Source organism: Citromicrobium bathyomarinum (assembly GCF_021021475.1).
Classification (GTDB): Bacteria; Pseudomonadota; Alphaproteobacteria; order Sphingomonadales; family Sphingomonadaceae; genus Alteriqipengyuania; species Alteriqipengyuania bathyomarina.
Genome location: NZ_JAINWL010000002.1, coordinates 717,055 through 743,588 on the forward strand (window position 1 = coordinate 717,055; position 26,534 = coordinate 743,588).

General features: G+C 59.4%; 22 protein-coding genes. 19 read left to right on the plus strand and 3 right to left on the minus strand.

Annotated elements, in window-relative coordinates:
* Positions 1-9 precede the first annotated feature (9 nt).
* From K7H93_RS11270 to K7H93_RS11290, 5 genes are all read left to right on the plus strand, one after another.
* The gene (locus K7H93_RS11270; protein ID WP_230783687.1) at positions 10-3,171 is read left to right on the plus strand and encodes a helicase C-terminal domain-containing protein; all 3,162 of its coding nucleotides are present in this window, start codon (positions 10-12) and stop codon (positions 3,169-3,171) included.
* Entirely contained in the window at positions 3,168-4,982 is a 1,815-nt protein-coding gene (drmB, locus tag K7H93_RS11275) for a DUF1998 domain-containing protein (RefSeq protein WP_230783688.1), read from the plus strand. Before K7H93_RS11270 ends, drmB begins: the two co-directional genes overlap by 4 nt.
* Before the next feature lies 1 nt (position 4,983).
* A complete protein-coding gene (locus K7H93_RS11280) occupies positions 4,984-6,633 on the plus strand; it encodes an NERD domain-containing protein (protein WP_230783689.1) in 1,650 nt (549 codons plus the stop codon).
* Between the two features lie 429 nt (positions 6,634-7,062).
* Positions 7,063-8,301 carry a DNA (cytosine-5-)-methyltransferase gene (gene dcm / locus K7H93_RS11285; RefSeq protein ID WP_230783690.1) on the plus strand — a complete coding sequence of 413 codons (1,239 nt, stop codon included), beginning with the start codon at positions 7,063-7,065 and terminating at the stop codon, positions 8,299-8,301.
* A 4-nt stretch (positions 8,302-8,305) separates the two neighbouring features.
* Complete coding sequence (locus K7H93_RS11290) at positions 8,306-8,773, plus strand: very short patch repair endonuclease (RefSeq protein ID WP_338080314.1); 468 nt, start codon at positions 8,306-8,308, stop codon at positions 8,771-8,773.
* Here the strand turns inward: K7H93_RS11290 and K7H93_RS11295 are convergent.
* Positions 8,743-10,086, minus strand: coding sequence for an MvaI/BcnI family restriction endonuclease (locus tag K7H93_RS11295; protein WP_230783691.1), 1,344 nt, complete (start codon positions 10,084-10,086; stop codon positions 8,743-8,745). The genes K7H93_RS11290 and K7H93_RS11295 overlap by 31 nt on opposite strands.
* A gap of 512 nt (positions 10,087-10,598) precedes the next feature.
* On the opposite strand from K7H93_RS11295, the gene K7H93_RS11300 reads away from it, so the two are divergent.
* The 12 genes from K7H93_RS11300 to K7H93_RS11355 all read left to right on the plus strand — a co-directional run bounded on the left by K7H93_RS11300 (position 10,599) and on the right by K7H93_RS11355 (position 23,053).
* Complete coding sequence (locus K7H93_RS11300; protein WP_230783692.1) at positions 10,599-11,444, plus strand: hypothetical protein; 846 nt, start codon at positions 10,599-10,601, stop codon at positions 11,442-11,444.
* 139 nt (positions 11,445-11,583) lie between these two features.
* Positions 11,584-12,069 carry a hypothetical protein gene (locus K7H93_RS11305; protein ID WP_230783693.1) on the plus strand — a complete coding sequence of 162 codons (486 nt, stop codon included), beginning with the start codon at positions 11,584-11,586 and terminating at the stop codon, positions 12,067-12,069.
* Positions 12,066-14,798, plus strand: a complete 2,733-nt coding sequence (locus tag K7H93_RS16105; protein ID WP_230783694.1) for an LPD7 domain-containing protein — start codon at positions 12,066-12,068, stop codon at positions 14,796-14,798. Before K7H93_RS11305 ends, K7H93_RS16105 begins: the two co-directional genes overlap by 4 nt.
* Before the next feature lie 315 nt (positions 14,799-15,113).
* Positions 15,114-15,773 (plus strand): hypothetical protein, encoded by a 660-nt coding sequence (locus K7H93_RS11315; protein WP_230783695.1) that lies wholly within the window; start codon positions 15,114-15,116, stop codon positions 15,771-15,773.
* A gap of 220 nt (positions 15,774-15,993) precedes the next feature.
* Positions 15,994-16,884, plus strand: coding sequence for a 3'-5' exonuclease (locus K7H93_RS11320; RefSeq protein ID WP_230783696.1), 891 nt, complete (start codon positions 15,994-15,996; stop codon positions 16,882-16,884).
* Between the two features lie 87 nt (positions 16,885-16,971).
* Entirely contained in the window at positions 16,972-17,874 is a 903-nt protein-coding gene (locus K7H93_RS11325) for a 3'-5' exonuclease family protein (protein WP_230783697.1), read from the plus strand.
* A gap of 152 nt (positions 17,875-18,026) precedes the next feature.
* Positions 18,027-18,713, plus strand: a complete 687-nt coding sequence (locus K7H93_RS11330; protein ID WP_230783698.1) for a hypothetical protein — start codon at positions 18,027-18,029, stop codon at positions 18,711-18,713.
* A gap of 11 nt (positions 18,714-18,724) precedes the next feature.
* Positions 18,725-19,519 carry a hypothetical protein gene (locus K7H93_RS11335; protein WP_230783699.1) on the plus strand — a complete coding sequence of 265 codons (795 nt, stop codon included), beginning with the start codon at positions 18,725-18,727 and terminating at the stop codon, positions 19,517-19,519.
* 92 nt (positions 19,520-19,611) lie between these two features.
* On the plus strand, positions 19,612-20,199 hold the full coding sequence (locus tag K7H93_RS11340; RefSeq protein ID WP_230783700.1) for a hypothetical protein: 588 nt from the start codon (positions 19,612-19,614) through the stop codon (positions 20,197-20,199).
* A gap of 389 nt (positions 20,200-20,588) precedes the next feature.
* Entirely contained in the window at positions 20,589-21,086 is a 498-nt protein-coding gene (locus tag K7H93_RS11345) for a hypothetical protein (RefSeq protein WP_230783701.1), read from the plus strand.
* A 58-nt stretch (positions 21,087-21,144) separates the two neighbouring features.
* Positions 21,145-22,170, plus strand: a complete 1,026-nt coding sequence (locus tag K7H93_RS11350; protein WP_230783702.1) for a hypothetical protein — start codon at positions 21,145-21,147, stop codon at positions 22,168-22,170.
* Positions 22,171-22,267: 97 nt separating this feature from the next.
* Entirely contained in the window at positions 22,268-23,053 is a 786-nt protein-coding gene (locus K7H93_RS11355; protein WP_230783772.1) for an alpha/beta fold hydrolase, read from the plus strand.
* Positions 23,054-23,232: 179 nt separating this feature from the next.
* Here K7H93_RS11355 and fixJ read toward each other — a convergent pair whose 3' ends face one another.
* Together fixJ and K7H93_RS11365 are read right to left on the minus strand one after the other, a co-directional pair.
* Positions 23,233-23,856, minus strand: coding sequence for a response regulator FixJ (fixJ, locus tag K7H93_RS11360; protein ID WP_230783703.1), 624 nt, complete (start codon positions 23,854-23,856; stop codon positions 23,233-23,235).
* Positions 23,846-25,300, minus strand: a complete 1,455-nt coding sequence (locus K7H93_RS11365; protein ID WP_230783704.1) for a two-component system sensor histidine kinase NtrB — start codon at positions 25,298-25,300, stop codon at positions 23,846-23,848. The genes fixJ and K7H93_RS11365 overlap by 11 nt, the downstream gene beginning before the upstream one ends.
* A 175-nt stretch (positions 25,301-25,475) precedes the next feature.
* Between K7H93_RS11365 and K7H93_RS11370 the strand changes: the two genes are divergently transcribed.
* Positions 25,476-26,165 carry an alternative oxidase gene (locus K7H93_RS11370; protein WP_230783705.1) on the plus strand — a complete coding sequence of 230 codons (690 nt, stop codon included), beginning with the start codon at positions 25,476-25,478 and terminating at the stop codon, positions 26,163-26,165.
* Between the two features lie 32 nt (positions 26,166-26,197).
* Complete coding sequence (locus tag K7H93_RS11375; protein WP_230783706.1) at positions 26,198-26,533, plus strand: DNA-binding transcriptional response regulator; 336 nt, start codon at positions 26,198-26,200, stop codon at positions 26,531-26,533.
* Position 26,534 lies beyond the last annotated feature (1 nt).

Consider the following 26,534-nt stretch of genomic DNA (forward strand, 5'->3'; position numbering starts at 1 on the left):
AAATATGAAATGGTAGAAGCACGTGATATCCTGGTCGCAAGAATGCGGACGGACCTGATCGGGCCAAGTGAAACTTCCGAAATCATAAGCGACCGACCCACCGATCGGTACCTGACGGGAATTCTGTTCCCGCCAAGGACTGGGGCCTCGCCTGAAGAAGACGATGAAGCAGCCGATGCTGACGATGCTGAATTCTCGGGCACTTCTCTAGATAGTGTAAAGGCTGCATCGACGTTTCGGCCAAGTTCGGCCGGCCTCTCCTTTGCCGTTCGGCCTACCGTTTCTGAAGCGTCACTAGACATCGTCATTGAGGCCGCACGTTATCGGGCGGTGGACACGGAAGGCTCAGAGGAACCACGGGCGCAGAACCGACGCGCCAAGCTCTGGCAGCGTATGCCTCTAAGAGCAGGGATAACCCTAAACCTTTCGAATCCTGAGGCAGTCGGCCACGAACCGATCAGCCTCGCCGAAAAGGGAATTGCTGACGCCAGCCTGCATGTCCGCATTGCACGCTGGGCCGAAATCCTCCTTGTGACTGTCGCCCTGACGAACGATGCCAAACCAGCGAAGACACATAGCCGGCAGGCAAACGAGGAGGCTGCACTCTTTCAGGTTAGCCTCTCCGTGACCTGTCAGGAGGGCTGCCGTTTCACACCCAAACCGGACCGATCGGGCCATGCGGAAGCTGATGACGATGCGAGAGCCTCAGCGCTCCTTTATCGCGATGTCCGACAGTGGGCTGTGGGCCACACCTGCTCCGCAGTGTGGGATGAGGCCGAAGATGCGACGGTCGGGAAGCTTTCCTCGAGTTGGTTACCGGAAACAACCGTACATTTAGTTAGCGCTGCCGGCGACGTCGAATTCGGCGAAACTGAGAGCAGGAAGGCACTAGACGCCGGATGGCTCGCGAATGAATCCGAAGAAGGATTAGCGGCTGGACTGCTGGCCTTCATCGATGCGTACTCTCAATGGATCGAAAAGAATGAAGCGACTTTCGACACCTTGCCGAAAGAATCTGTCGAGCAGGCGAAGATCCACCTGACCCGCTGTCGTGAGGCCGAGCAGCGCATGCGCCGTGGCGTGTCGCTGTTGCGGGAAGACGCTCAGGTTCTCGCTGCTTTTCGGATGGCCAATGCGGCGATGGCTCTTCAGTATTCCTGGAGGGAGGAACCGGACCCGCCGAAGCTTTCATGGCGCCCTTTCCAGCTCGGCTTTGCGCTGCTCTGCCTCGAGTCAATCGCCGACGACGAGTCTCCGGATCGCGAGACAATGGACCTCTTGTGGTTCCCGACAGGCGGCGGCAAGACCGAAGCCTATCTGCTGCTTACGGCGTTCACCGCCTTCCTTCGCCGTCTGCGCGCGGAAGGGGCAATGTCTGGAGCAGGTGTAACGGTTTTCATGCGTTACACCTTGCGCCTTCTGACCATTCAGCAGTTCGAGCGCGCGGCTGCGCTGATAAGTGCCTGTGAACTGGTCAGGCTGGGGGAGGAACCTGCAGGCTCGGCCGAGGTGCCAGATCATTTCCGCTCCGATATGCCGATATCGCTCGGCCTTTGGGTCGGCGAGGGTGCAACGCCCAACTCGGTCAAGGCCGCAGAAATGGCGCTCGAGACGGAAAGCGACAATTCTCCGGCGCAGCTAAAGAACTGCCCCTGCTGCCATCAGGAGCTGACATGGGACCTGTCTTCCGACAGAAAGCGCGTGGAAGTGTCCTGCAAGTCGGCGAGTTGCAGGCTTGCCGATTGCCTGCCCACACTGCCGGTCTGGACCGTGGATGAGGACGTCTACCGTGCACAGCCGACTCTTCTGATCGGAACGGTCGACAAGTTTGCCCAACTGGTTCGCAACCAGGCGAGCGGGCGTCTTTTCGGAATCGGCACCGAGGCTGATCCGCCATCGATGGTGATCCAGGACGAATTGCATCTCATTTCGGGGCCGCTTGGCAGTCTCACAGGGCTCTACGAAGCCGCTGTCGATGAGATGTGTCGCAACAAGTCAGGTCGTCGCGCCAAGATCCTGGGCTCTACAGCAACAATAAGACGCGCCGAGGATCAGATCAGCGCGCTCTTCGATAGGCGTTCCTTCCAGTTTCCTCCACCCGGCCTTTCACACAGGAACTCGGGTTTCGCCGTCGAGGACCGGGAAGCACCTGGCCGACACTACGTCGGGGTTACGACTGTAGGTCGGTCCGCAAAATTTGCGCAGCAAGCCGTCGCTGCTTCCCTGCTGCAGTCTGCCGGAGATCCCGGAATCTCGGATGTTGTGCGAAACGGATACTGGACACTGGTCAACTATTTCAATTCGCTACGTGAGCTCGGAGGGGCGCTCTCGCTCATGCGAGATGACGTCGATCGGACAATAAGCGACTATTGTTCGCGGCGACCCGGTGAAATTGAACGGGAGGCGGGCACCCAGATCGAACTGACCAGTCGAGTACGGTCCAGCGAAATACCCGGCTTCCTGAAGGATCTGGAACGTGGCTGGGATGACCCCGACCACATCGATGTAGTCCTCGCCAGCAACATGATCTCTGTCGGGATGGACGTGTCGCGTCTTGGCCTGATGCTGGTGAATGGTCAGCCCAAGACGATCGCGGAGTACATTCAAGCCACGAGCCGTGTCGGGCGCAGTCGCAGCTTCCCAGGTCTCGTCGTGACACTATTCAACGCAGCCAAGTCCAGAGACCGAAGTCGATACGAGACCTTCTCAACATGGCATCGCAGTCTCTATCGGGATGTCGAGGCGACCAGCGTGACGCCGTTCGCACCGCGCGCTCGTGATCGGGCTCTTCATGCGCCCTACGTCGCGCTGGTAAGGCACCTCATCGAGGGCATGGAAGATCCCTCGAAGATCGTCGATCACCAGCACGAGGCCGAAGCGCTGCTCGAACGGATAGTGGAGCGCATCCAGCGCATCGATGCGCAGGAAGCGGCGGCAGCTCGAGAACAGTTGAATTCATTCTTGGACGACTGGTTCGACCGGGATGGTCTGAAGGACTACTGGCTGGACTATGGCGACGCACTTCTCACCTCGGCAGAAGCGGCTGCGGAGAGGGGCAATCGGGCTCGGTTTGCGGGGCAGCGTCCGACGCCCAACTCGATGCGCTCGGTTGAAGCCTCGACCGCCTTCGTATTGCTCGAAGGCGTGCGCCAGGAAGGCAACAGACGATGAAGTTGATTGGCAAGATCCGCCGCAGCCAGGTCCTTTCGAACGGTCCGGGTGCGATCATTGATTTCCGCGGAGACAGCGGAGCCCCGCTGTCAGTCGTTGCTGCAGGACTTGAAACCTGGGACAGGATGTCTGCCAAGCCCGGCCTCCTCAATGAGCAGCGCATCAGTCACGAGCCGCTGCAGGCGCGGCTGAATGTCCGAGGATTCCGTCTCCCACCGGTCGGAGACGAGAAGGTCGGTAACTCGAGCAGACCGCGCTTCGTGCCTGCATACCGTTTCCCGGACTGGCACGTCTGCCCGAAATGCTATCGGCTGCAGCGGAGCCGGTTTTGGAGTTCCGAACTCGACCGGCCAGAACTTTACTGTGCCGAGTGTTCAACTGGTCGCGGACGGCGCGCCAGGAAATCGTTCGTGGTTCCGGTCCGCTTCGTGGTCACCTGTGCCTCGGGACATCTTCAGGACTTTCCATGGGCGTCGTGGCCTCGCCACAATTCTGCCTGCACCCGTAAGCGGCCGCTCAAGCTCATCGGGAAAGGGGCCGGTCTGAAGGGACTTCGGGTCCATTGCACGGAATGCCTGGAGGAGAGAGATCTGGATGGGGCTCTCTCTCCCGGAGCTCTTGGCAAGATTTCGTGCGAAGGCCGTTCTCCCTGGCTGCAAACAGAGCCGACCGGATGTGCAAACGAACCTGTCGCGATCCAGCGCGGTGCATCCAACGCCTATTTCCCTGTGGTAGCGTCAGCTCTCGATGTTCCGCCGTTCGGAGGAACGTTCCGGGATTGGCTCGACGAATTCTGGGCCGACCTGACAAGCCTCGCCGATCGGGCACAGGTTCCTGATTACGTCAGAAAAAAGATCCACCCCTACTGGCCAGACCAGACGGTTAGCGCCGAGCAGCTGTCGTCGAAGATTCTCACTCTCCTCCACATACTTGACGACGACGGCAGCGATCTTCGCGTCAATGAGCACCTCATGCTCTGCTCTGGTGGCAGCAAGGACGAACACTTCCCGGAATTCCGGATCGTGCCGCAGGATCCACCTACACAATTCCTAGGCCTGTTCGATCATGTGGTGTCGGTCGAACGTCTCCGGGAGGTGCGGGCTCTGAGAGGTTTCACGCGGCTCAGCCCCGCTGAAAGTGCAGGAAGTGCCTTGATCGCTCAGTTGTCAGAGACTGCCTTGAACTGGCTGCCGGCAATCGAGGTGCGTGGCGAAGGAATATTCCTCGAGTTTAACGGGCAACGGGTCATGGAATGGGAACAGATACCTTCCGTGGTCGCTCGAGCCCGCACTGCTCACGAGGCTGCCGAGCGCAGCTGGCGTGAGCACAACGGCGACGAGCGTCCGTTCCCGATGACGATCTCGCCGAGGTTTCTTCTGGCCCATACAACGGCACATGCTCTCGTTGAGCAACTTTCGCTGGATAGCGGATACTCGACAGCTTCCATACGTGAGCGGCTCTACGTGTCCGAGGGACTCGATGGCATGTGCGGATTTCTGCTCTACACATCTGCACCGGACGCCGACGGGACCCTCGGCGGACTTTCGCGCAAGGGTCGATCGCGGGAGTTGGTTTCCATCCTCTCTGGAGCACTGCACGGTCTGGAGTGGTGCTCCGCCGATCCGCTTTGCGGTAGCGGAATCCTGACTCTTTCAGAGGGTTCGGGCTCCGCCGCATGCCATTCGTGCTGCTTTCTTCCGGAAACATCCTGCGAACACTTCAATCGCCATCTCGACAGGGCGATGCTGGTGGGAACACCGCAAGCACCCGAGATCGGCTACTTCAACGCACTCCTGAAAAAGAAGGTCTAGAATGGCCCGAATGTACCCCGGAACGCTGCCCGAGCACGTCCTCAAGAACCCAAAGCTCTCATCGGAAATTCGGGTCTACAATACCATCCGCGATCGGCTGCCTGCGGGCTATCGATGCTACTATTCCCGCTCGTGGCATGCTGCTGACGGAGATGGCGGTGAATTCGACGGTGAAGCCGACTTCATCGTGTCGCATCGAGAGAACGGCCTTCTTTTCCTCGAGGTGAAGGGAGGGAGGGTAAGTTGTCGAGAGTCGGATAATCAGTGGCTCACCACCGACAGGGACGATTTCACGTTCAAGATCACAAGCCCTGTTACTCAGGCGATGAGGAGCAAGCATCATTTCCTCAAGCGCCTCAAGGACCGCATCGGCAATCGCTACATCCGTGCTCGCCACGGAGTGATACTCCCCGGCAGTACGCGTCCCGTGCGTGCTCTTGCAGCAGATGCACCGCACGAGATCGTGGCATTCGGCAACGATATGGCGGAACTTGATCGATGGATCGTGCGCCGCATGTCCGGCATTAGCGATGATCGCGAAGTGCCATTGGGCATGGATGGTGAGCGGGCACTCCAAGAAATCTTGGCGGGTCATTTCGAACTGCAGGCTCACATCGGTTGCAGTCTTGCCGATGACGCGGTCGAAATTGAGCGACTCACCAGTGAGCAGGCTTGGATTCTCGACTCACTCGACCACAACCGGCAGCTCGCGATCACGGGTGGCGCGGGGGCGGGGAAGACTGTCCTTGCAATCGAGGCTGCCGTACGTTCGGCCGCCAGCGGGCGCCGAACCCTGCTGACATGCTTCAATGTGCCACTTGCGAACCATCTAAAGAAGATCTGTCCAGAGAACCCCAATCTCGTCATCGCGGGGTTCCACTCGTTGTGCGGCAGCCTGTCGGCACAGGCCGGCCTAGACATCCCAGGCCGGCAGGATGCAGACTTCTTTCAGGAAGTCCTGCCGAACGCCTTGGTAGAGGCCGTCGATCGGATGACCGCCCTACGTTTTGATACGGTGATCGTCGACGAGGGACAGGATTTCGCGGATTCGTGGCTCGATGCTCTCCGCCTGACATTGAGCGACATGGATACAGGTCGCTTCTATGTGTTCTACGATGACAATCAGCGCCTCTACTCTCATGAGGGCAGTTTCCTGTCAGCATTACCGCAGTCAGTGATTCCCCTTTCCCGAAATCTTCGCAACACCCGACGGATCCATGCTGTCATGGCGAAATGGTACGAGGGAAGCAGGTCCACGCCCGCAGGACCTGAAGGCGAGCCTGTTGCGATACACGAATGCAGGACTGGAGAGCAGGCACTGAAGGTGGTCATGGACAGAATCAGGATGCTGACAAGTTCGGACCAGCTTAAGCCGGACGATATCGCGGTTCTGGATGCATCTGGGAAGGTGGCACTAACTGAGAGGATTGCCGGGGTAAGCGCCTGCCGCGCAGACAAGGTCGCCTCGAATTCCGTGATTTTCGATACCGTACTTCGCTTCAAGGGCCTATCCCGCCCCTGTGTGTTCCTGATCGGCATCGAAGGATTGAGAGATCCGGAGAACATCTATGTCGCGACAAGCCGCGCCAACGTTCTACTGGAGGTTGCCGGACACCCCGACGACATCGCTCGGATAATGTGTTCGAGTTAGGCTATAAAGAGCTGAGAAGGCGGCCCCTCAAGGGTCTGCTTACCGGGAAGTTCCAAGCATTTCTTTGCCAAAGGTTTTCCGGAGGACCTTTCAAGGCGTCCCCCGCTTTTAGGACAATACCTCGGTAGTGAGTGGGATAGTCGCTCGAGGATGACTTGGCGTATTGCCGGCAAGGCCGGTTGCGGACGAGGACCGAAGACATTTTTCCACCGCGCCAGTGAGCCTTCGGGATTGCAAGAAGGGGTAAGCCTTTAATGACATCAAGGCATGGCGGTGAAGCCTGGTCCAAGATCATGTGACACAACACGTAGCTAAACGGCATGCCCGCCACGACTGTGGACGGCGGAGATACAAAACAGGAACAAAACCTTGCTTGGCGGGACTCTGTGTGCCACGATGTCATTCCCTGACCCAGCAATGGAGAGCCCTATGGCCGAAGCGCCCTTCCTGTTTGCATCCGATCTCCACAAGGCGGGGCTTGATCCCGATACCGCTGCTGGAGAGCTTGGCGTTTCGCCGCGACAAGTGAAGCGGTATATTGCCGGCGACTGCGATGTACCGAAGCTGGTGCGCGAGCGCGTGCGCGACCTTGCTGTGGCCCGGCGCAGGAAGCCGCAGGCCAAGGCGGCATTCCGCTTCATCGATCTGTTCGCCGGGATTGGCGGAATGCGCCTCGGTTTCGAAGCCATCGGCGGACAGTGTGTCTTCACCAGTGAATGGGATCGCTTCTCGCAGAAGACCTATCTGCACAATTTTCCCGATGGCGATGATCACGTGTTTGCAGGAGACATCCGTCCTTTCGGAGAGAGCCCCTCGCTCATTCCGGAATTCGATGTGCTGCTTGCAGGCTTTCCCTGCCAGCCCTTCTCTCTCGCTGGGGTCTCAAAGAAGAATTCCCTAGGTAGAGCCCATGGGTTTGCCTGTGAGGCTCAGGGTAACCTATTCTTCGAGATCGCCCGCATCATCGATCATCACCGTCCGGCCGCCTTCCTGCTCGAGAACGTGAAGAACCTGCAGTCGCATGATGGCGGGCGGACATTCGAGGTGATCCGCGAGACGCTGACGAAGGACCTTGGCTACAATATCGATTTCAGGGTGATCAGTTCGGCGCCCTTCGTTCCGCAGAAACGGCAGCGCATCTTCATCGTGGGTTTCCGCGAGGACGTGAAGTTCAGCTTTGCCGACTTCGCGAAAATGCTCCCCCCCGAAGAGGAATGGCCGACGCTCGGCTCGATCCTCCAGTCGCATAACGAGATCGATGCGAAATACACGCTGACGCCAAAATTGTGGGACTATCTCCAAGCTTACCGAAAAAAGCACGAGAAAGCGGGCAACGGTTTCGGATTCACGAGCCATACGCCTGATGATGTCGCCCGCACGCTTTCGGCCCGCTATCATAAGGACGGTTCGGAAATCCTGATTGAGCAGAAAGGCACGCGCCCGCGACGACTCACCCCGACCGAATGCGCCCGGCTGATGGGCTTCGAGCGCGACGGGCGGGACTGGATCATCCCAGTGTCCGATACCCAAGCCTATCGCCAGTTCGGCAATGCGGTCGTCGTACCGGTCATCGAGGCGATCGCACGGTACATGAAACCTTCGCTTGATCGCGCGCTCGAGCTGGAGAAGGCGAGCCTGCACGGAAGGCAGTTGGCCGAAGTTGCCTGACGTCGTGGATGCCATGACCCGCAGCCGGATGATGTCCGCCATAAGAGCGCGCGACACAAAACCGGAGATGCTTATCCGCTCTGGTCTTCACCGCATGGGCTATCGCTTTCGCCTGCACGAGAAGCGACTACCGGGAAAACCGGATCTCGTTTTTCCTTCCCGGAATGCGGCAATCGAGGTACGCGGCTGTTTCTGGCACGGGCATGACTGCCACCTGTTCCGTTGGCCCGCTACGCGACGGAAATTCTGGCAGGAAAAGATTGCCGACAATATCGCGCGCGATGTCCGCAACAGGGAAGCGCTGCTGAAAGCGGACTGGCGCTTGGCAGAGGTATGGGAATGCCAGCTGAAAGGGCGTGAAAAGCTTCCCGTTCAAGACGTACTAGAACGCCTTGCAGAGTTTCTGGACGGGGAGGACAGGCACAGCGTCATCGGAAAGGATCAGACTGTTGCAGTTTGCGAAGATGCATAGAGCTGCTGCATTGCCTCTGGAAGTCGCGAGGAGTTAATCCGCCACTGTGGGCGCGGTTTGGTCTTGCCATCAGCATATATCGTGTGTGCGGGATCGTAGAAAACTAGGCCCGAGGCGATCCCGCGCAGCAGTCTAAATACATCTGTCCCGGCACCAGTGACCCAAGTCGGACCATAGGCGTATTCGTTTCCTCCGCGTTCGCCGATTCTGCATTTAGCTGGAATGTAGAGCGCGTTCGCGTGTTTCGCATTCCAGCAGTTGGCAAGCTTGTCGATCGACCACCCTGCCGCGATTGTTCCATCGTCCGCATCGAACAGTTCGACGCCAATGCGGTTCTCGGCATCGAATGTGCCGGTGGTGGGATCGTACCCTGTTACGCGCATAGCGAGGCCCGTGCCCGTGCAGGTCTCGCCGGCGCGGTGCAGCCCGACAAACCGGTGCGTTCCATCGCCTTTCAGGCTTGGCCGGCCAAATCGCTCCATAAACTCACGGAAGCTGTGCTCGCCTTCAAAGCCGTAGTCTGCAACTGGGGTCATCAAACTAATCCGGCTGCCCGAATATGATTTGATTTCAAAGCCGTGGGCATCGGGCTTCTTGTCCGCATTGGCGACCACACCGAGTAACGCCTCGAGCGTGTAACCGCCGCCCTGATTACCGGTGAAAGGCTTGACCCCGCTCGGTTTCATAATTCGTGACCAATGCCAGCCCTGCCTCACGATCGCTGAAATCTCACGGTGCAGAATGGTAGCCGGATCCTCGAAGCCAGTCTGGTCGACGAGCAGGATCTGCAGCACGCCGCTCGAGGATACGAAGGGAAGTTCGGGGAATGCGCGGACAAGCGAGTCCTCGCGCTCTGTCAAAATGAGACCCAGAACCGTCCCGTCACGCCCTGTTCCCAAAACGAGGACACGCTGGCCGTATGCCCTCTGGTTTTCGCGGCGCAGCGCATCAGGAGGGTTGGTGCAGTCCCTCAGGAAGCCCGACATCCGGACCTCTGGGTACTGGAAATAGTCGATGATCTTTGTGTGCGGCGCCTTAAAACGCTCGCCCGACCTGCTCAGCCAAGCGAAATTCAGCTTCGCCTCGATGATCGGCTGTCCGGCTTTTGACCTGCGCTTCTGAGTGCTGGTACTGCCTTCGCGGAATGACAGTCTTGCGGGGAATAGGTTGATGAGACCTGGCAGCTGGCTGCCGAAATAGATCTGGTTCTTCTCGTTGTCCTGCTTCTCGCTCAGCTTCTTGATATAAGCTGTGCGTACTCCTTCGCGCTCGAGAAACGCACGCAATTGACTGATATCTATGAAACCGGCCATTTTTTGCTGGTATCGCGTGATAAGCGGCAGGGATAGGGGGCTAATCTTGAGTGCAACACGATGGCAGTCGGATTGTTGCTAGAAAAGGAGCTGGCGGCGCTTGCAGCGCTGGCCCAAGATCATGAACTTCCGCCATCCCTAATTCAGCCGGTCCCGGCGCGCGAGTTGCTACACTGCCTGCTTGTCGACGAGGTTGTCGATGCGATCGGCGCGCTAGATTTTGGTATGCCCCTAGGACGTCGAGTGACGAGGGTTCCGAAGGCTGGCTTCTTGAAGGTTGCCCCTAAAGCAGACAATCTTCCATAGACCCAATATCGGTCACGGCCTTGTGTATGCTATGCGGCCATGATCGATGATTGAATTTCCCTCAAGAACAAGGAAGCTGATTGGGCATAAATTCTGTTCGAGGAAGACAGTCGTAGCATTCCGATTTAGCTTCCACGAAACCGACCGCTTTGGCTATGCGGGAAAAAATTTCTAAAACCCTTCGTATATCAACGGAGGCAAGAGAAATGGACGGAGTAGACAACGGTCTCGATTGCTCAGAAGAATCCGAGCATCAGGCAAACGAGAAAGGTGGGGCCGAGGGTAAGCCCGAACCTCCCAAGAATGGTCAACGGTCACGCAAAGTCCTGTCCAAGGCCGAGCGCGAGCGTCGCCAAAAAGTGCGGCTCGCCAATCAGTTTCCAAACGGACCGGAAGCCAGGGAGTTGGCCAGCATGGAGAAACCCATGCCCGCCAGCCTGCGTGATAGGATCCGTCGTGGCGGCAAGTATGAACTCTGGTCGGAGGCGTTCAGCTGGTTGGCCGCCGACTTGCACCGCAAGGCCCGAAACGGCGCGCAGTTCTATCCCAAGCTCGTGGTCAAGAAATTGCGCGCTGCCTACCCTCTTCTCAACCTGCACGCCGACGAGGTCAGCTGGCTCGAAGGATGGATCAGCTACCTCGGACAGTTCAGGACCAAATTGCGGTCCGGCGGGACCTATGGCCCCGGCACCGACTTTCTCGTGGCGCTGAATGCCGAGCTCGACGTCTTCGATCATATCGACAGCTTCGATAGCGTTTCAGATGACGGCGAGAACCATGAGGTCTCGTCCACCGAGTTTGCACAGCCGTCCATCAACGATCTGCCGACTAGCCCTCGCGAGATGCCCTTCACGTTCACCGAGCTAAGCTCTTCGACCGCGAAGACTTTCTGGCGCGCTTATTGGAAGTCCAATGATATCGAAGCCATCCGAGAGGCTGGTCATGTACTCGCCTCGGACCCATGGGCCAGAGGCGAAATGGAGAGGCTCGGCGAAGAGGCCGAGACCTTTTTCGTTCAGACGATGGCGAAGCTCGGGATCCCCATGTCATGAGAAGCTCTGGCGAAAGGGGTATAGCCGTTAAGCAGGATGGGGGCGGAATGTCCGCCCCTGCCAACATCGTGTCGCTGCGCTTCGTGACGTTGGGTTTTTGGGCCGTCGCACGTCGTGCGCCGAACAGGGACCGTGCGCGATGAAAGAGCCTAAAACCGGCGGTAGCGGTCAGAAATTCGCGACTACGGTCTATTGGGAAAGCGAGGAGCAGAGGCAGCGGGTAGAGAACGCCGCGCGCGGGAATGTATCTCAATATGTGCGCGAACGTGTGCTGTTCGACGAGGGGTATGCAGATCCGCGCCATGATGTCGCGGCGCGGCTTATGCGGCTGGCCGACGAATTGTCCGGCGAACTGCATGCCGCAGGAGATCTCGTGCGGGCGCTCACGGCTTTGCGACAGGATCGTCATGCATTGCCGGCGCATGCACACAACCCTGCCATCGAGAGGGTCGAGCGTGAGGTAGAAGCGCTCATCTCGCGGCTACTGGAAAGCCACCAGCACCGCGTCGACCTGTCGCAGGAGCTGATCGCAGCGATCGCCAGCTACAGCGAGGCCTGCGCGGACTGGGAGGTCCGGCAGAACCGTGCCGCCACCCGCCAGAAGCGCGGGAGGGCAAGCGGGTGATCATCAAGATCTGGCGCTATGCCATCGCGCAGGACGGCAAGGGGAGCCGCCCACGCACGTCCCAGAAGAGCGCGTTCGATATAGTCTATGGTTGCGGCAGCTATATCAACGGGCTCGAGATCAAGCGCGTGCATAGGGATGCCTACGAGGAGGCTATGATCGAGTCCGACTTCGTGTCCGATGCGACGCGGGCGGCCTCCTATATCGTGCGTGAAGACGACCACGATGTGATCGGTTCCGCGAGCCATGGGCTTGGCGATGGAGATACGCTGGCAAAGATCCAGCGGCTGGCGGTCGCCGCAGCTGCAGCCGGCCTCGATCATTTTTACCACTATACTTGGTCGCACCGGAACGGCGAGGTCTTCGAGCCGCACAGGCTCGCCCGGCAGAACCGAACGATCCGTCATGTGCTCGAGGTATCGGGCTGCCCTTCTCTGGAAGCCTATCACCGCGAGAAGCGTGGCGCCCAACAGAACGAGACCCAAGTCCATGGTCATGGCAACCTGCTGTCGGTCGATGCCAAGGGCAAAGGCCAGCCGCTTGCCGATGGCTGGTTCAAGGAAGCTGCACAGGTGGCGATCGCTGTGGTGGAGCGCGATGACGAGCTGCGCCCGGAGCCGCTGCGACGCTATATCGCCACCGAGGAAGGCGTATTCGCATTTCTGACCGGAACGCAGGTTGCTGATCGCACGGGTAGCATCCTCCGCTCCAAGGACAAAAGCCGCGTGGATCGCAAAGGCAATCCGAGGCCCGATGGCGGGCTGATGAAACGTGTGCGCAAAGAGCACGACGCGATACTTGCATCGAACGAAGCCCCGCAAGGGATCGAGCCCGGCACACCCTGGTCGCTTCAGCGCTATGTTCAGGTCGTGGTGGCACCGCGGATCAAACAATCGGACGACTGGCAGGAAACCCATCGCTCGCTTGCGCCCCTTGGCATCCGCTATGTGAAGGTGGGCAATACGGGCCGCTTGGAGGCGATCGGTCCGGACTTACAGCCGACCGGCGAATGGGTGGGCGCAGGCGATGCCTATGCGAATGCCGCGCTCGGCAAGCTTGCAAATCGCTTCAAGGCCAAATTCGAAGCGCCGAAGGAGAAGCTCGATTTTCGCCCCCTGACAATGCCGGTGTTTAACCGTCCACCGGAGGAGACTGCAGCCGCAAAGATCGACCGTGATGCACGCGCTAAACAGGAAGCCGCGGATCTCAAGCCTGAGATCGCGAGGATCGAGGACCTCCTATCGAAGGACGACAAGCGGAGGCGCCAGAGGATCAAGGATGCCAAGCTCGGCCACAGGCACAATGCGGCGGTCACCGAGCAGGCATTGCGAAGGCGTTCGGAAGAAGCCATGGTCCGCGAGTTCGCGATTGCCAAGGGAGCAAAGCGGGCGAGGAAGCGGTCCGACAAAGCGGAGGCAAGGAGCAAGAAGGTCAGGGGCTGGCAAGCTGTGCGCCTTATCATCTGGGGCCACCTTCGGCTTGGCAAGGACCGGAATAAGGCACCACGCGATCTGGAGAAGCGTTACGAAATCAGGCGCGTCGACAATGAAGTCCAGTACTGGCTCCGGAGAACCTCGGGCGAACTGACCATCGCGTTCGTCGAGACCGACAATCTCGTTACAGTTAGGCAGACAAGCCGGCGGGCGAATATCGACGCGCTCCGGATCGCACAGGACAAATACACACGGGTGCGCATTGCCGGCACGCAGCGCGCCATCCTCGACACAATCAGGATAGCAGCAGAGCTCGGCATCGTTTTGGAAGACGACCAGGCTGACAAGGGCAAGGCACATCTCGATGCGATCGCAAGTGGGTCGACTGTCTCCATCCACGATACCTCACTGCGTTTTCATGCGACACAAGATGACCGGCGCCGGTCTAGACAGGCTGCCAGGCAGTATCGCGAAAAGGGTGTCGATCTGCAAACGGGGCTCGCACGCCCTGCGCTTGGCATCGGCCTGGAGGATTTGGTCGCGGGATATCTGCAGCGCGACCCGACGCGTTCGATCGTAAAAGGCGACGATCCGATATTGCTCGAGGCGCGGCGCAAGCTCGACGAGGACATCGATCACGATAAGCTCTTCCTCGCTTCATCACGATACCATCGCGAGTTTGTCGGTCAGGAATTTCGTTTCCTCGATGACACAAATTTGGTCCGGGCGTTCGGTTCCGCTCCAGAAGTCCTGGTCGATCGGGAGGTCCAGAACAGGCTGAGAGCGATTGAGGCGATCCAGCTCGACAAACGCCGGATGATTGCTGCCGCACTCGCTTGCGGGCGTGCAACAATCGTCGATGGCGAACTTGACATGGAAGACCGACAGTATCCATGGGCCAGGGATTTCTGGAGAGCTCAGCGCAGCGATCCTACCTTTCATCGGTTGATCCACGTAGCCTACGTCAGACCCGATCGCTTCATATATGATCCCGGGCTGCAGCCTGGTGAGGCAACACGAAAACGCGCGATGCTTGAAGGCGACCATCTCCTCGTCAAAAGCATCGAACGCGAGCTGACCCGTCAAAGACAGGGAACGTTCGGACCCACGCCCGAAAAGAAACATGAGGGCCCGTCAGGTTTGCCAGAGCCGACTTCGCCCGGCAAAGGTCAAATGTTGGATAGCGAACGTCCGTCTTCGCATCAGGAACGCGGAGCCGTACCGGACAAGACTGGCGCAGAGCGAAGTCGCAGCCCATATCCAGTGGACCACGGCGGACAAGGCGTGGAGAGATGAGCCATCTCATACTGCTGATCCTTGGCATAGAGCGCGTGATCTCCAAACCCGATACCCGCCATGCAGCGGATGCGGCATCTCGCCACGTGCAGTATCGCTCGAGGTTCGATGCGCGACGATGGCCGACAACGAGCAGCAGACCTCCCATTCGCTGGATTCGCTCCATGACGAAGGCAGAACCGAGCGACCCGCATCCTTTCGAAGCGTGATTGTTTGCCGGCCGCCAAAGAGGCGGTCGGCTCCACGAAAGCTATCGCCAGCGAATGCAGCGAGTTTCGCTCTATTCGCTGACCAGCGAATGAAAGGAATTGTCACATGAAAACAAGCGATGAATGGAATACGCAGGCAGCCGTCGACCGGGTGGCGGACCAGCTGCTGAAGGAGGCAGGCGGCGACCTAGCACTCGTCAATGGAAATCGTATCGCCACGAACCTTGGTATGGCTCGCGCCAACCAGTCAATCTACACCAAGCTCGACGACTGGAAGAACCGCAAGCGCGAAGAAGGCCGGCAACATATGGGCGACGCGCCGGCGGACCTTAGGAACGCTGTGGCAGAACGCCTGAAGGTGGTCGGCGATGATGTACTCGATCTCGTCACGGGTCTTGCCGGCATGGCCGTGGCTCAGGACCGGGCGAAAGCGGCCAAGACTGAAGCGCTCTTGCGTGATCGGATTTCCAAGCTGGAAGCCGAGATCGCCGAGATGAAGGAAGCCGTGGAGATTGGCGAACTCAAGCATGCCGCCACTATTGATGAACTCGATCAGGAGCGAGCGCAGGCTGCTGCCTCAGCGTTGCGGGCCGAGCGGGCCGAGGCGAAGCTGGAAGAACTGCGCTGCCAGTATGACAGACTGCTGGCCTCCCTGAGGCTTGCGCAAGCAGGCGGCAGGCCCCTGCCGATTGAGGCGGACCGCAAGCGAGCTTGTGAAATCCCTGCACCTGCGGTCGATATGTCAAGATATGACTACCAGGACTGACATGGCGGTCCGAAAGGATTTCGGGGCGGCCGGAAGGCCGCCCCTTTTTTATGACCGCACCGGGAAAAGAGCCCCCAGCCGTGCTCGCCAAGGCTGTCAGGGGAAGGTTGAAATACTGAAGGGAAGAGCTGCCGGATTGGAACCGGCAGGTGGAAAGGAAAAGGTTGCGAAGAGCGCAGCCTGCGCCTCGCCGGTTTCACGAATACGGAGAAACCGAGTTATGAAATCCCGTTATCACAGCTGCCGCCTTGAGCGCGCCGCACGACTGCTCGACAGTCACGCCGACTATCAGGTTATAAGGCGCGTTCCTGCGCCGTTTCCGCACATGGAAGGAAACCGACCGCCCGACGATACCGTGTGCGTGGCGCTCGTCGATGTCGAGACGACCTCGCTCGATCCTGCAAGCGGCGAAATCATCGAACTGGCCATCGAGCTCGTCTTTGTCTCGCAAGAGGGCGAAGTCGAAGCGCAGCTCGGGCCATGGTCCTGGCTAAATGATCCGGGAGAACCCCTGACACCGGAGATCTGCTCGATCACCGGCTTGTGCGATGACGACCTGCTCGGTCAGGCGATCGACGACCGAAAGGTGCGCGCGCTCATCGGAAGGGCGGACTGGCTGTGCGCGCACAATGCGCGCTTCGACGTTCAGTGGATCGACCGGCGCTATCCCGAATTTGCCGACAGCAAGTGGGCTTGCAGCTGCTCGGAAATTGCCTGGGCGGACCTTGGCTTCGAAGGCCGCAGCCAATCCTTCCTGCTCGCCCAACATGGCCTGTTCGGAAGAGCCCACCGGGCCGGCGATGACGTTTGGAGCTTGCTCCAGCTATTGCAGCAGCGTCGACCGGATCCGCACAGCGGACAGGTGCGTTCGCATTTTGCTCGGCTGATCGAGCGCGCCGCGCAGCCAAGCGTAAAGCTCTCAGCAAATGGTGCGCCCTATGCCGCCAAGGACGAGCTCAAAGCCCGCGGCTACAGATGGAACGCGCGCGAGCGGGTATGGAGCAAACTCTTCGACCTCTCCGATGTCGCACAAGAGAAAGCCTGGTTCTGGGAAAAGGCCCTGCCGCAGCCGACCTCGCAGACGGTTACGGCAGTCGAGCGTCATCGCTGACTCCAAACTTCAACAACAATCCAATTTTGCGAAAGGCCCGCCAGCGTGCGGGCCTTTCGCGTTCTCCCCTCGAAAGGTATTTTCGCAATGAGCCCTTCCACCCAGACCTGCCTTGGCCAATGGGCTGAGGATGCTCGCTTGTTCGCATCGCGTCCGGGCGAGGATAACGATACTGCACTGACACTTATCGTTGTCGACTTCGAATACAGATATGATCGCGACCGGCACACCGGCTACAAGATTGCCGAAGGCAAGGCGGCCGAGCCGAAAATTCGCTGGTGCTTTCACCGCGTCGCCGCGGTTAGCTGGATAGTTCTGCGGTTCGTTCCCGGCAAGACTGTGCCGGAGATCGAAGAGCCGGTCGTATTGACGGCAGAGACCAGAAGCGAGAAGCAAATGGTCGAAGCATTCTTCGATGCGTGCCGGGCGCAGCCCGAGGGGCTCGTCACCAGCTGGGGCGGCGAAGCCAAGGACTTTGCCGCTCTGCGAGCGGCAGCCATGATGCATTCGCTCGTCGTGCCCGTACAATTGGTGGACCTTCACCCCCACAGCCGCCAGCGCATCGATCTATGCCAGACGAGTTCGGCGGCCGCTCCAAGCGTGCACCTGCCCGAGTTTGCAGCCGCTCTGGCTATCCCGAACAAGCCCAGCCCTTCCGAAGACATCGGACCGATGGTCGAGAACGAAGAATGGGAGAAGGTGAGCGAGCAGGTCCTCGCCGACGTCGTCACCACCACGGTCATTGCACTTTTGCAACTGTCCAGCCTGGGGCAGGTCACGATCAACCGCGCGATGACCGTGCAGGCACTTTCGGAGCGTTTGCAACGAAGCGTTCCGCAGTCGCAATTCTGCACAAGGACATTCGCACCCTGGGCTCGTGCCCGGCACGCGGAGGCAGGATTGCGGGGGGCGATCTACCGCGCGCCGCTTGCCACCGGCTTCGTCTCTTCGAAACGGCTGCGCACGAAAGTCGAAGGAGAACCCGCATGACCTGACAATATTGCTCTACAGCACCTTGGATATCGGGCGCAGCAGCGCCTCACCGTGTCCTCCACCTCCCTCATTTCCTCTCCAACAAAGGTACCCATCGGCCGCTCGTCCACCCCGGACAGCGGCCATTTTTATACCGAAAGGAATTATTAATGCCCAAGCAGAAACCTGGTCGCGCCGTCGCGCCGTTTAAGTCGAACACCAACCTCGCCAAACCGTCCCAGCGCTTTGCCGTTGGCGATACCGAAATCCACCCCCTACAGTTGTATCGCAACCTCGAACGCCATCCGCGCGGGGCGGGCCCGTGGACGGGGGAACCTGATAAGCTCGCTTGGGTGGATGCCAGGACGGGTATGTCCTGCATCATCCTGCGACAAGCCAACGGGACGCTGGGCGGTTATGTAGCTGTCGCACCAAACCACCCGCTTTGGGGCTTCGCTTACGATGCGATCCCTGCCGAGCTCGACATTTCGGCGCATCGCGGTCTCGACTATTCCGAGTCCTGCCGTGAATATGAACGTGAATCGATCGCGATCTGTCATGTGAGCGAACGGCGGCGCAGCGGTCGCACACATCCGGGGGGCGGCGAGTGGAACAAGTCGGGTGACAACACTTGGTGGTTCGGTTTTGGTTGCGACAAGCCCGGCGATCTCGTTCCCCATGGCTACAAGCCGCCGCGCCACCGCGAGGATGGCGAGGTCTATCGCACGATCGATTACGTCTACGAGGAGACCTGCGCACTGGCGCGCGCGCTCAATGCGTTGGACGATGGCTGCGCACCCTCTAGCGGAGTGCCACTCGCGCCCCGTGCAACCGATACCACACCGGACAAGGCATGAGGGAGGCAGTCATGGACAACATCCCTTACGCCGAAAAGCGAAACCCCCGCCTGCCTTGGGGTTATTGGCTCGTTGCATCCGAAGATGGCGAGGAGCTTCGCGACGAGCACGGCAACGCTTGGGATAGCGTGCGCGACTATCTGTGGACCGACCGGCTTCGCATGGGACCTCACCCTGCCAATGCTATCGAAGCCCAGCTGGAATTCCTGTTGGCAGTCCTCGTTGCGATCGATCGCAGGGTGGTGAAGACGGAAGAGCGGGTTCGCGACCTTTTCGACGGCCTTTGGCACCTGCAGGCGTTCTACGCTTATTGGCTGGAAGGCGTTGGGCTTACGTCCAACAATCGCGTCGAGGATTTGACCCACGAGGGTCGAGCCGTGCTCGTCATGCTCGCATCGACCCGCAGTGCAGGATCGGCGCCCCTGCCGATCGGTCTGCCCACCCTCACGCCGCGCATCGGCCTCGACCAAGGTGAGAACAGGGAGGAACGCGAGCGCGTGCTTGCGGTGCAGGAAGCGTTCGCCCGCGAACTGCCCTACCGCTTTGTCCGTGAAGCAATTGCGGATCGGCCCGGCATCAAGTTGATGGGCGCCCAGCTCGGCAACAACATTCCGCTCACACGGGTCTTGTGGTCGATGTCATTCCCTGACGAGCACGCGCGGGACCGGATGTTCGCCTGGCTCGCTCACCGTCTCGATCGCTGGGGGGATTGGGGAGAGCTCGCTGCTCATAAGAATGCGCAGGCCTTGAGCGATCACCTGCTGCAGCTGGCCTTTGCGGATCGGCCGGCACTCACCGATCCCTAAGAGAGTCGATTCATCTCAGCACCTTACCACCCATCTTTGCGGACGGCATTCGAACGGGATGCCGCCCGTTGACGCATTCAGGAACCACCAACATGCGCAATCGCATCATCAAAACCATCCCAGAGCGCATGGTCGTCCTTTCGATCCTACCACCTCCACACGCATTCGAGCCCTTGCGTCCGTTCGGGTTCGGTGCATTCGTCTGCGCCCGATATGGCCATTCCGAAGCAAAGTTTACGTTGTATGTGCAAGGCTATGGCGCGGGCTACGATTCACAACGCATACGCTGCGACATCCACGCTCTCTTTACGCCCGAGACCCAAGCCCTAATCTGCACGCCCGGTCAGCCTCACGCCCGAGATCACCGGATCGCCAAAGCGCAGTTCCCATCGTCGTTCTTCGATCTCGTACCGCGCGCCGGGCTTTTATCGAATGTGTTTGCAGTTGTGCCGCGGGATATCCTTGCGCATTCGGCGGCCATTGGGAGACTGGCTCTTTCAAGTGCCGATCCATCGCCCCTGCAAAGGGTCAGTCAGCTCGGCAGCGAAGCACAAGCCGCGTGGGTCTACTGGATGTTCAAGTCGTGCTCGCCGCACCTGCGGCGCAGCTTGCTCGCCGGTCACGCGGCTTGGCAAGCAATCGAGCGCGCAAGAAAGTCGACTGCAAGAGTTCAACGCTAACTTGGGTAGCGCATCACGCGCCCCCCCTTTTTTGCATCCACATTCGCCTCACCAAAATCGGGTCACGCGCGATGATCAGACCCAAAACAGCCCATTGGGATGATGCATGTATTTATCGGCGTTAACCATCAAAATGCGGTTCTTGAAAAATATGCCTTTAATATTCGGCCACTTGTGCCGATATCGGTAGCGAGCGTGTCCATATGTCCTGCCAGTATGCAGGATATTACGAAGCCTTTTTGTGGGCGCTCCGGCCGAGAGTGGATGAGCCACGGATTCGGCAACCCGAAATTTGAACCACAGGAGAGATGCGTCTGCGACGCATTTGCCCTCGCGCACTGGCCTTCCAGAGAGAGGAAGCGCGTGGGGACCACAAAAAGGATCGAGAAATGGTTGCATACAAGAACTCCCCGCTGAACCTCGAAGCGGCTCACAAATACGTGACAGCGCTTGGCGCGATGATCGCCAACTCAGCCCCTCGTGAACTTTCGAACCCCAGGGAGGCAGCTCTCATTGCAGTCCCTGAAGGCAGGGAGCTCGAACTTCATAAGGAAGGCTACACGCGCGAAAGGGACGTGATTGCGATCGCATTTCGTCCCGGAAAGGAAAGCGAAGGCCCAACAAACATCGCAATCTACGAGCGCCTCAACAACAAGGTCAGGGTCAACCCGCGCTGTTCGCCCTGGTATTCCCCGCATCCCCGGCTCTTCATGGTCGCCTCGCACGAGGATGAGATCGGATACGGTTACAGCGATGCGCGTCTAGTCCGCATCGGCCCTGTTCCTCGCAAAGACTTCGAGCTTCGCCTCAAGCAAGGCGAAGCAGAGCTTCACCGTGCCGCGAAGATCGCGAAGGATCTCGTTTCCAACCCCTTCCTGCGGCGGTGAGGAGCGCGAACATGTGTACACCCAATAACCGCCTGCCTTCATTGCGGAGGCAGGAGTCATGAAGAACTGGAACGCAGATGACGGCAAGGAAAACGCACCAAGGAGGGTTTTGGACCTCTTGGACGCAATTGAGGGTGAGCTCTCCCGCGACCAATGGCGGAGAACCAAGGTTCTCTCTATTTTCATCGATGACGCAGATCACAGCTGCGAAGTTGAACTTGAACTGGCGCCATATGTGGTGCTTCTGGTTTACTATGGCCCGGACCACGATGACTGGGATGACGGTTGGGACCATGATACCGAGACCCTAGATGTCGTCGGTGCCGCCGGTCTCGTTGCGGGTTGGGTCGACTACTATACTGAAATGAGTCTCGCCAAGTTGGCGGACCGCATGGTCACCACCCAGCGTCGGTTGCAGATACTCTCCGAGCGGTGGTCTTCGCAGGGGAACCCCGTCGAATTCGTGGATCTCAAAATTGTGCGTGCGCGAAGCTTTCTCTGCCATCAATTCATCCCGGTGATCGCGAGATATCGGGCACTGGACGATCATTTGAACATGGCAATTCGTGAAGTCCAAGCGGATTCGTTGAACGAAATTCTCGACACCTATGCTTTCGACGCATTATCGCCGGAAAGGGCCGAAGCCGCGAGAACTCTCGCCGGCCTTGGTGCGCATGGTTGGATCGACAAGCTTGCCATCAACGCCATACGACTTGAGCACGATGTAGCGGACTTCCTAAAATCTGGAAAGCTATACCGGGCCCATCATTTCGCGCCTCCGCAGTTGATTGTTTTCGACGGTCACGTTCGCGCAAGTGGCTGGGATGAGGGCAGCCGAAATTTTTCGTGGCGATATGACACCGTGAAGGTCATGGAAAAGTCGCTGCCCGAAGCGATTTTGCATTCGCTTCGCGGGCAGCCGATCACGGATGTTATCGAACACCCTATTCTCACTCCAGAATTGACCATTACGCGGGCTTGGGTTGAGCGGGAGTACGATTGGCAAAACCTGATGATTGAGTTCAAGCAACCCCGGTTTCTATTTAACCGATCCACCGGTCGCGTTTGGGCCGAGGACAGCTAATGGGCCGATAGCGGACCGTCCGCTCTTGGCCTCACATTCGGCAATATAGACATCCACGGGCCCATAAGTCGGTGCGAGGCGTTACCATTACATGACCATGCACCACACGCGCACGGGGCGCGGAAAACCCCTTCTCCTTGTCCACGGACTGGGGGCAACCTGCGGCTCGTGGGACACGATCTCGCCTGCGCTTTCCCAAGCCAGGGAGGTAATCGCCGTGGACCTGCCCGGCCACGGGCAGACACCCGAAGAGACCGATAGCGGCACGTTCGACGGACTTGCGCGCAGTCTGGACAGCTGGCTCCGCACCGAAAATCTCATCGGGGTCGATATGGTGGGTAGCTCGTTGGGCGCTCGACTGGTGCTTGAGATGGCGCGGCGCGGCCAATCGGGTGCGGTCGTCGCACTGGACCCGGGCGGATTCTGGCATGGGTGGGAGCGGACGTTCTTCAAAGCCACCATAACGCCATCGATTGCCCTGGTTCGCGCGCTGCGACCGGCGCTTTCTGCCATCACCGGAAATGTCGCAGGGCGAACAGCGCTGATGGCCCAGCTCTCAGCGAGGCCTTGGGCGCTCAACCCGGCATTCGTCGCGCGCGAGCTGAAATCATTGGCTGATACGCGCACCGTCAATTCGCTTGTGAAGGACCTCGCCAACGGCGCAATGCAAAAGGGCCCCGCAAACACGGCTGCGCCGGTCGTCATCGGCTGGGGACGCAAGGATCGGCTGTGCCTACCGCGGCAGGCGGATCGCGCGATGAAAGCCTTCCCCGAAGCGACGCTGCACTGGTTCGAGCGTAGCGGACACTTCCCGATGTGGGATCAGCCAGAGGAAACGGTCCGCGTGGTTCTGGATGCAACGAGCATCTCGCAATCGAAATAATACTGCAACTGAGCGGTTAGCAAAGGGGCTAATCCCACTGTAAGGTCGTCTATTGGGCCGTTAGCAGCATTTCCGCTTCTAGTAGTAGTTGAAGCGAAGCCGACAATCGGCATACTCAGGAAAGGCTGTCAGGTTAAGGCGCTAGTCTCCGGTATGTAAGTGCGTGGTCCGCCTGCAGTTCAGGAAAGACGCGCGATCGTGACCATCCGCACCAGGTCTGACAGGGTCTTCGCCTGCAGTTTCATCATGGCGTTGGCCCTGTAAACCTCGACAGTTCGCGGACTGATGTCGTGGTCGAACGCAATCATCTTGTTGGCCTTGCCTTCCACCAGGCCCTCGACAACGTCGCGCTCTCGCCCGGACAAAAGCGAAAGGCGCGCCTCGATCTCGCGGCGTTCCTCGGCTGCAGCATCGCCTTCCGCCTTTTCCGACAAAGCCCGGTGGATTGCCGAGATGATGGTGTCGTCCTCGAACGGCTTTTCGATGAAATCCGAGGCACCCGCCTTCATGGCTTCGATCGCCATGGGAACGTCAGCGTGTCCGGTAATCACGATTACAGGAACCGAAGGGTCAGTCTGCTTCACGTGCCGGGTCAGGTCTACGCCGCCCATGCCGGGCATACGAACATCGGTGATGATACAGGCACTTTTCAGCGGCGGAGAGGAATCGAGGAATTCGTCGCCCGAGGCGAATGAACGGACCCGGACGCCGGCAACGTCCAGGAGGAATTCCAGCGATCTGCGCGCGCTCTCGTCGTCGTCGATCACATAGACGATAGAATTTTCCAGCGCCTTACTGTCCATCGTGGAGGTCCTCCTTCGTCACTGCCTGCACCGTGAAGCCGAACGTGGCCCCTCCTGCGGGAAAGGGGGCTGCAAAGATCTTCCCGCCGTGAGCCTCGATGATCGTGCGCGATATGGAAAGACCCACGCCCATGCCAGTCCGCTTCGTGGTGATGAACGGCTGGAAAAGGCGATCGGCCACTTCGGGGTCGATGCCCGGCCCCGTGTCGCTCACCACGACCTTTGCAAGGCCGGCTTCGTCAGGGCCTATCGTGATCGTCAGGGCACGGTCCGTCGAGGGGGACTCTGCCATCGCATCGACAGCGTTGCGCACTAGATTGAGAACGACCTGCTGAACCTGGATCCTGTCGACGAGCACCAGGTCGATGGCGGGATCGAGGTCATATGTCACACGGATTCCGTGTTCCTTCGCTCCGACCAAGGCCAATGCGGAGGCTTCCTCTACCAGTTGTGGCAGGTTCTCGATCGTCCTTTCGGTCTCTCCCCGGGAAACGAAGTCGCGAAGCCTTCGGATGATTTCGCCTGCGCGCAGCGCCTGCTCCGAAGCCTTACCGATCGCATCCGATACCCGGTCCAGCGGGGCATCCTCGCGCTCCAGCAGCATGCGGCTGCCCCGCAGGTAATTGGCAATGGCGGAGAGCGGCTGGTTGATCTCGTGCGCGAGTGCCGATGCCATTTCGCCAAGGGCCGTGAGGCGAGAAATGTGGACGAGTTCGCTCTGGAGCTCCTGAAGCCGCGCCTCCGCCTCCTGCCGCTCCGTCAGGTCGCGGATGAAGCCCGTGAAATAGCGCTGCCCTTCGGCCTGCATTTCGCCCACCGCCAATTCGATGGGAAGGGTTGAGCCGTCCTTTCTCTGGCCCACCACGATGCGTCCCTTGCCGATGATCCGCCGTTCGCCAGTTCGGTAATAGCGTTCCAAGTACCCATCATGCGCCGCGCGATAGGGTTCGGGCATCAGCACGCTGACGTTCTGTCCTATCACCTCGCGCGCCGTCCATGCGAACATCCTTTCCGCAGTCGGACTGAACTCGCGGATAAGACCCGCTTCATCGATCACAACCATGGCATCGGGAACTGTATCCAGGATCGAGCGCAGGTGGGCTTCTCGGCTCGCGATGCCTAGGGCCGCCGCCTCAGTCTCGATCCGCGCGCGCTGGAACCACTCGCCTCCGATTGCCACAGCAATCCCGATCACCACGAATGTCGCGGCCGCAATCATGCTTCCGCTCTCGACGGGGCCGCTGACCCGATCGCAGGCGAGCCCCGCCAGTGCGCCGGCTAGAGCGGCAAAGGTTCCGGCGCGAAATCCCGACAGCGCGCTGGCGACAACCACGCCGGGGACGAAGAAGATGAAAGTGGCACGCTGGCCGAGTTCTTCGGCGAAGATCAGCCGGACGGCGACGGCAAAGCCGATGGCCAGCAGAGCCACCAGCGTCGCCTGCATGAAGGACAGCCGCGGGAGGAAGCGACTGGCAAAGCTCTGACCGGGCACCTCCGGTAAGGCCCTTAGGGGAGTGGTCGTAGGGTGATTATCCAAATTTCGCGTTTCCGTTCATCAGCATAGATGGGGGGCATCGGCGGCGCTTCCTGATCAATGGCCGCCGGATGGAGAAGTTTCAATGAATGCACCCCTCATCGACCTCGGCATCCACCACCATCCGCGTGGTATTTCGGACAAGATCGCATTCGGCTTTACGAAAGCCCTGCGCTGGACCGCCGACACGTTCTTTGCCGAACGTTACGGCCACCGCGCCGTCGTGCTCGAAACCGTCGCCGCCGTGCCGGGAATGGTCGGGGCCACGATCAACCACCTCGCCTGTCTGCGCCGCATGTGCGACGACAAGGGCTGGATCAAGACGCTCATGGACGAAGCTGAAAACGAGCGTATGCACCTGATGACCTTCATCGAGGTGTCCAAGCCGACGGTTTTCGAGCGCGCCGTGATCATAGGCGTGCAATGGGTCTTCTACCTCTTCTTCTTCGCACTCTATCTCGTCAGCTCCAAGACCGCGCACCGCGTGGTGGGCTACTTCGAGGAAGAAGCGGTCATCAGCTACACGCATTACCTCGCCGAGATCGACGAGGGTCGCAGCGAAAACGTGCCTGCCCCTGAGATCGCCAAGCGATACTGGGGTCTTCCCGATGCCGCGACGCTGCGCGACGTGGTGCTCGTTGTCCGCGCGGACGAAGCCCATCACCGCGACGTAAACCACGGCTTCGCGAACGAGCTCGCCGGTCTGCCGGTGGGGACCATTGCGCAATGCCCGCCGCACGTCACGCTCGAGCCGAACTGGAAACAGGCTGCCTGATCTCGGGCGCTTGGCGAGGAGGAGGACGGATCGTGGCCGAAACCTGCACGATACAGTTGCTGGTCGATGACCCGTCCGTCCTCGCCGCGCTCAGTTTCTCGCTTTCGATCGACGGGTTTCAGATCGGCGAGAGCGCGCAGGAAGCTTTCGTCATCGACGAGGGATACGGCAGCGACGGTGTGAAGGTCCTCGAGGAGATGCGCGCGCAAGGAAACAAAGCGCTGGCGATCGTCATCGCCACCCATCCCAGCCGCCTGCTGCGTAACCGCATTGCAGGCTGCGATGCCGTCCTGATCGAGAAGCCTCTGATGGGGGACGAGATCAGCCGAACGCTCACAGCCCTCCGCAATCCCCTGAAAGTCGCATGAC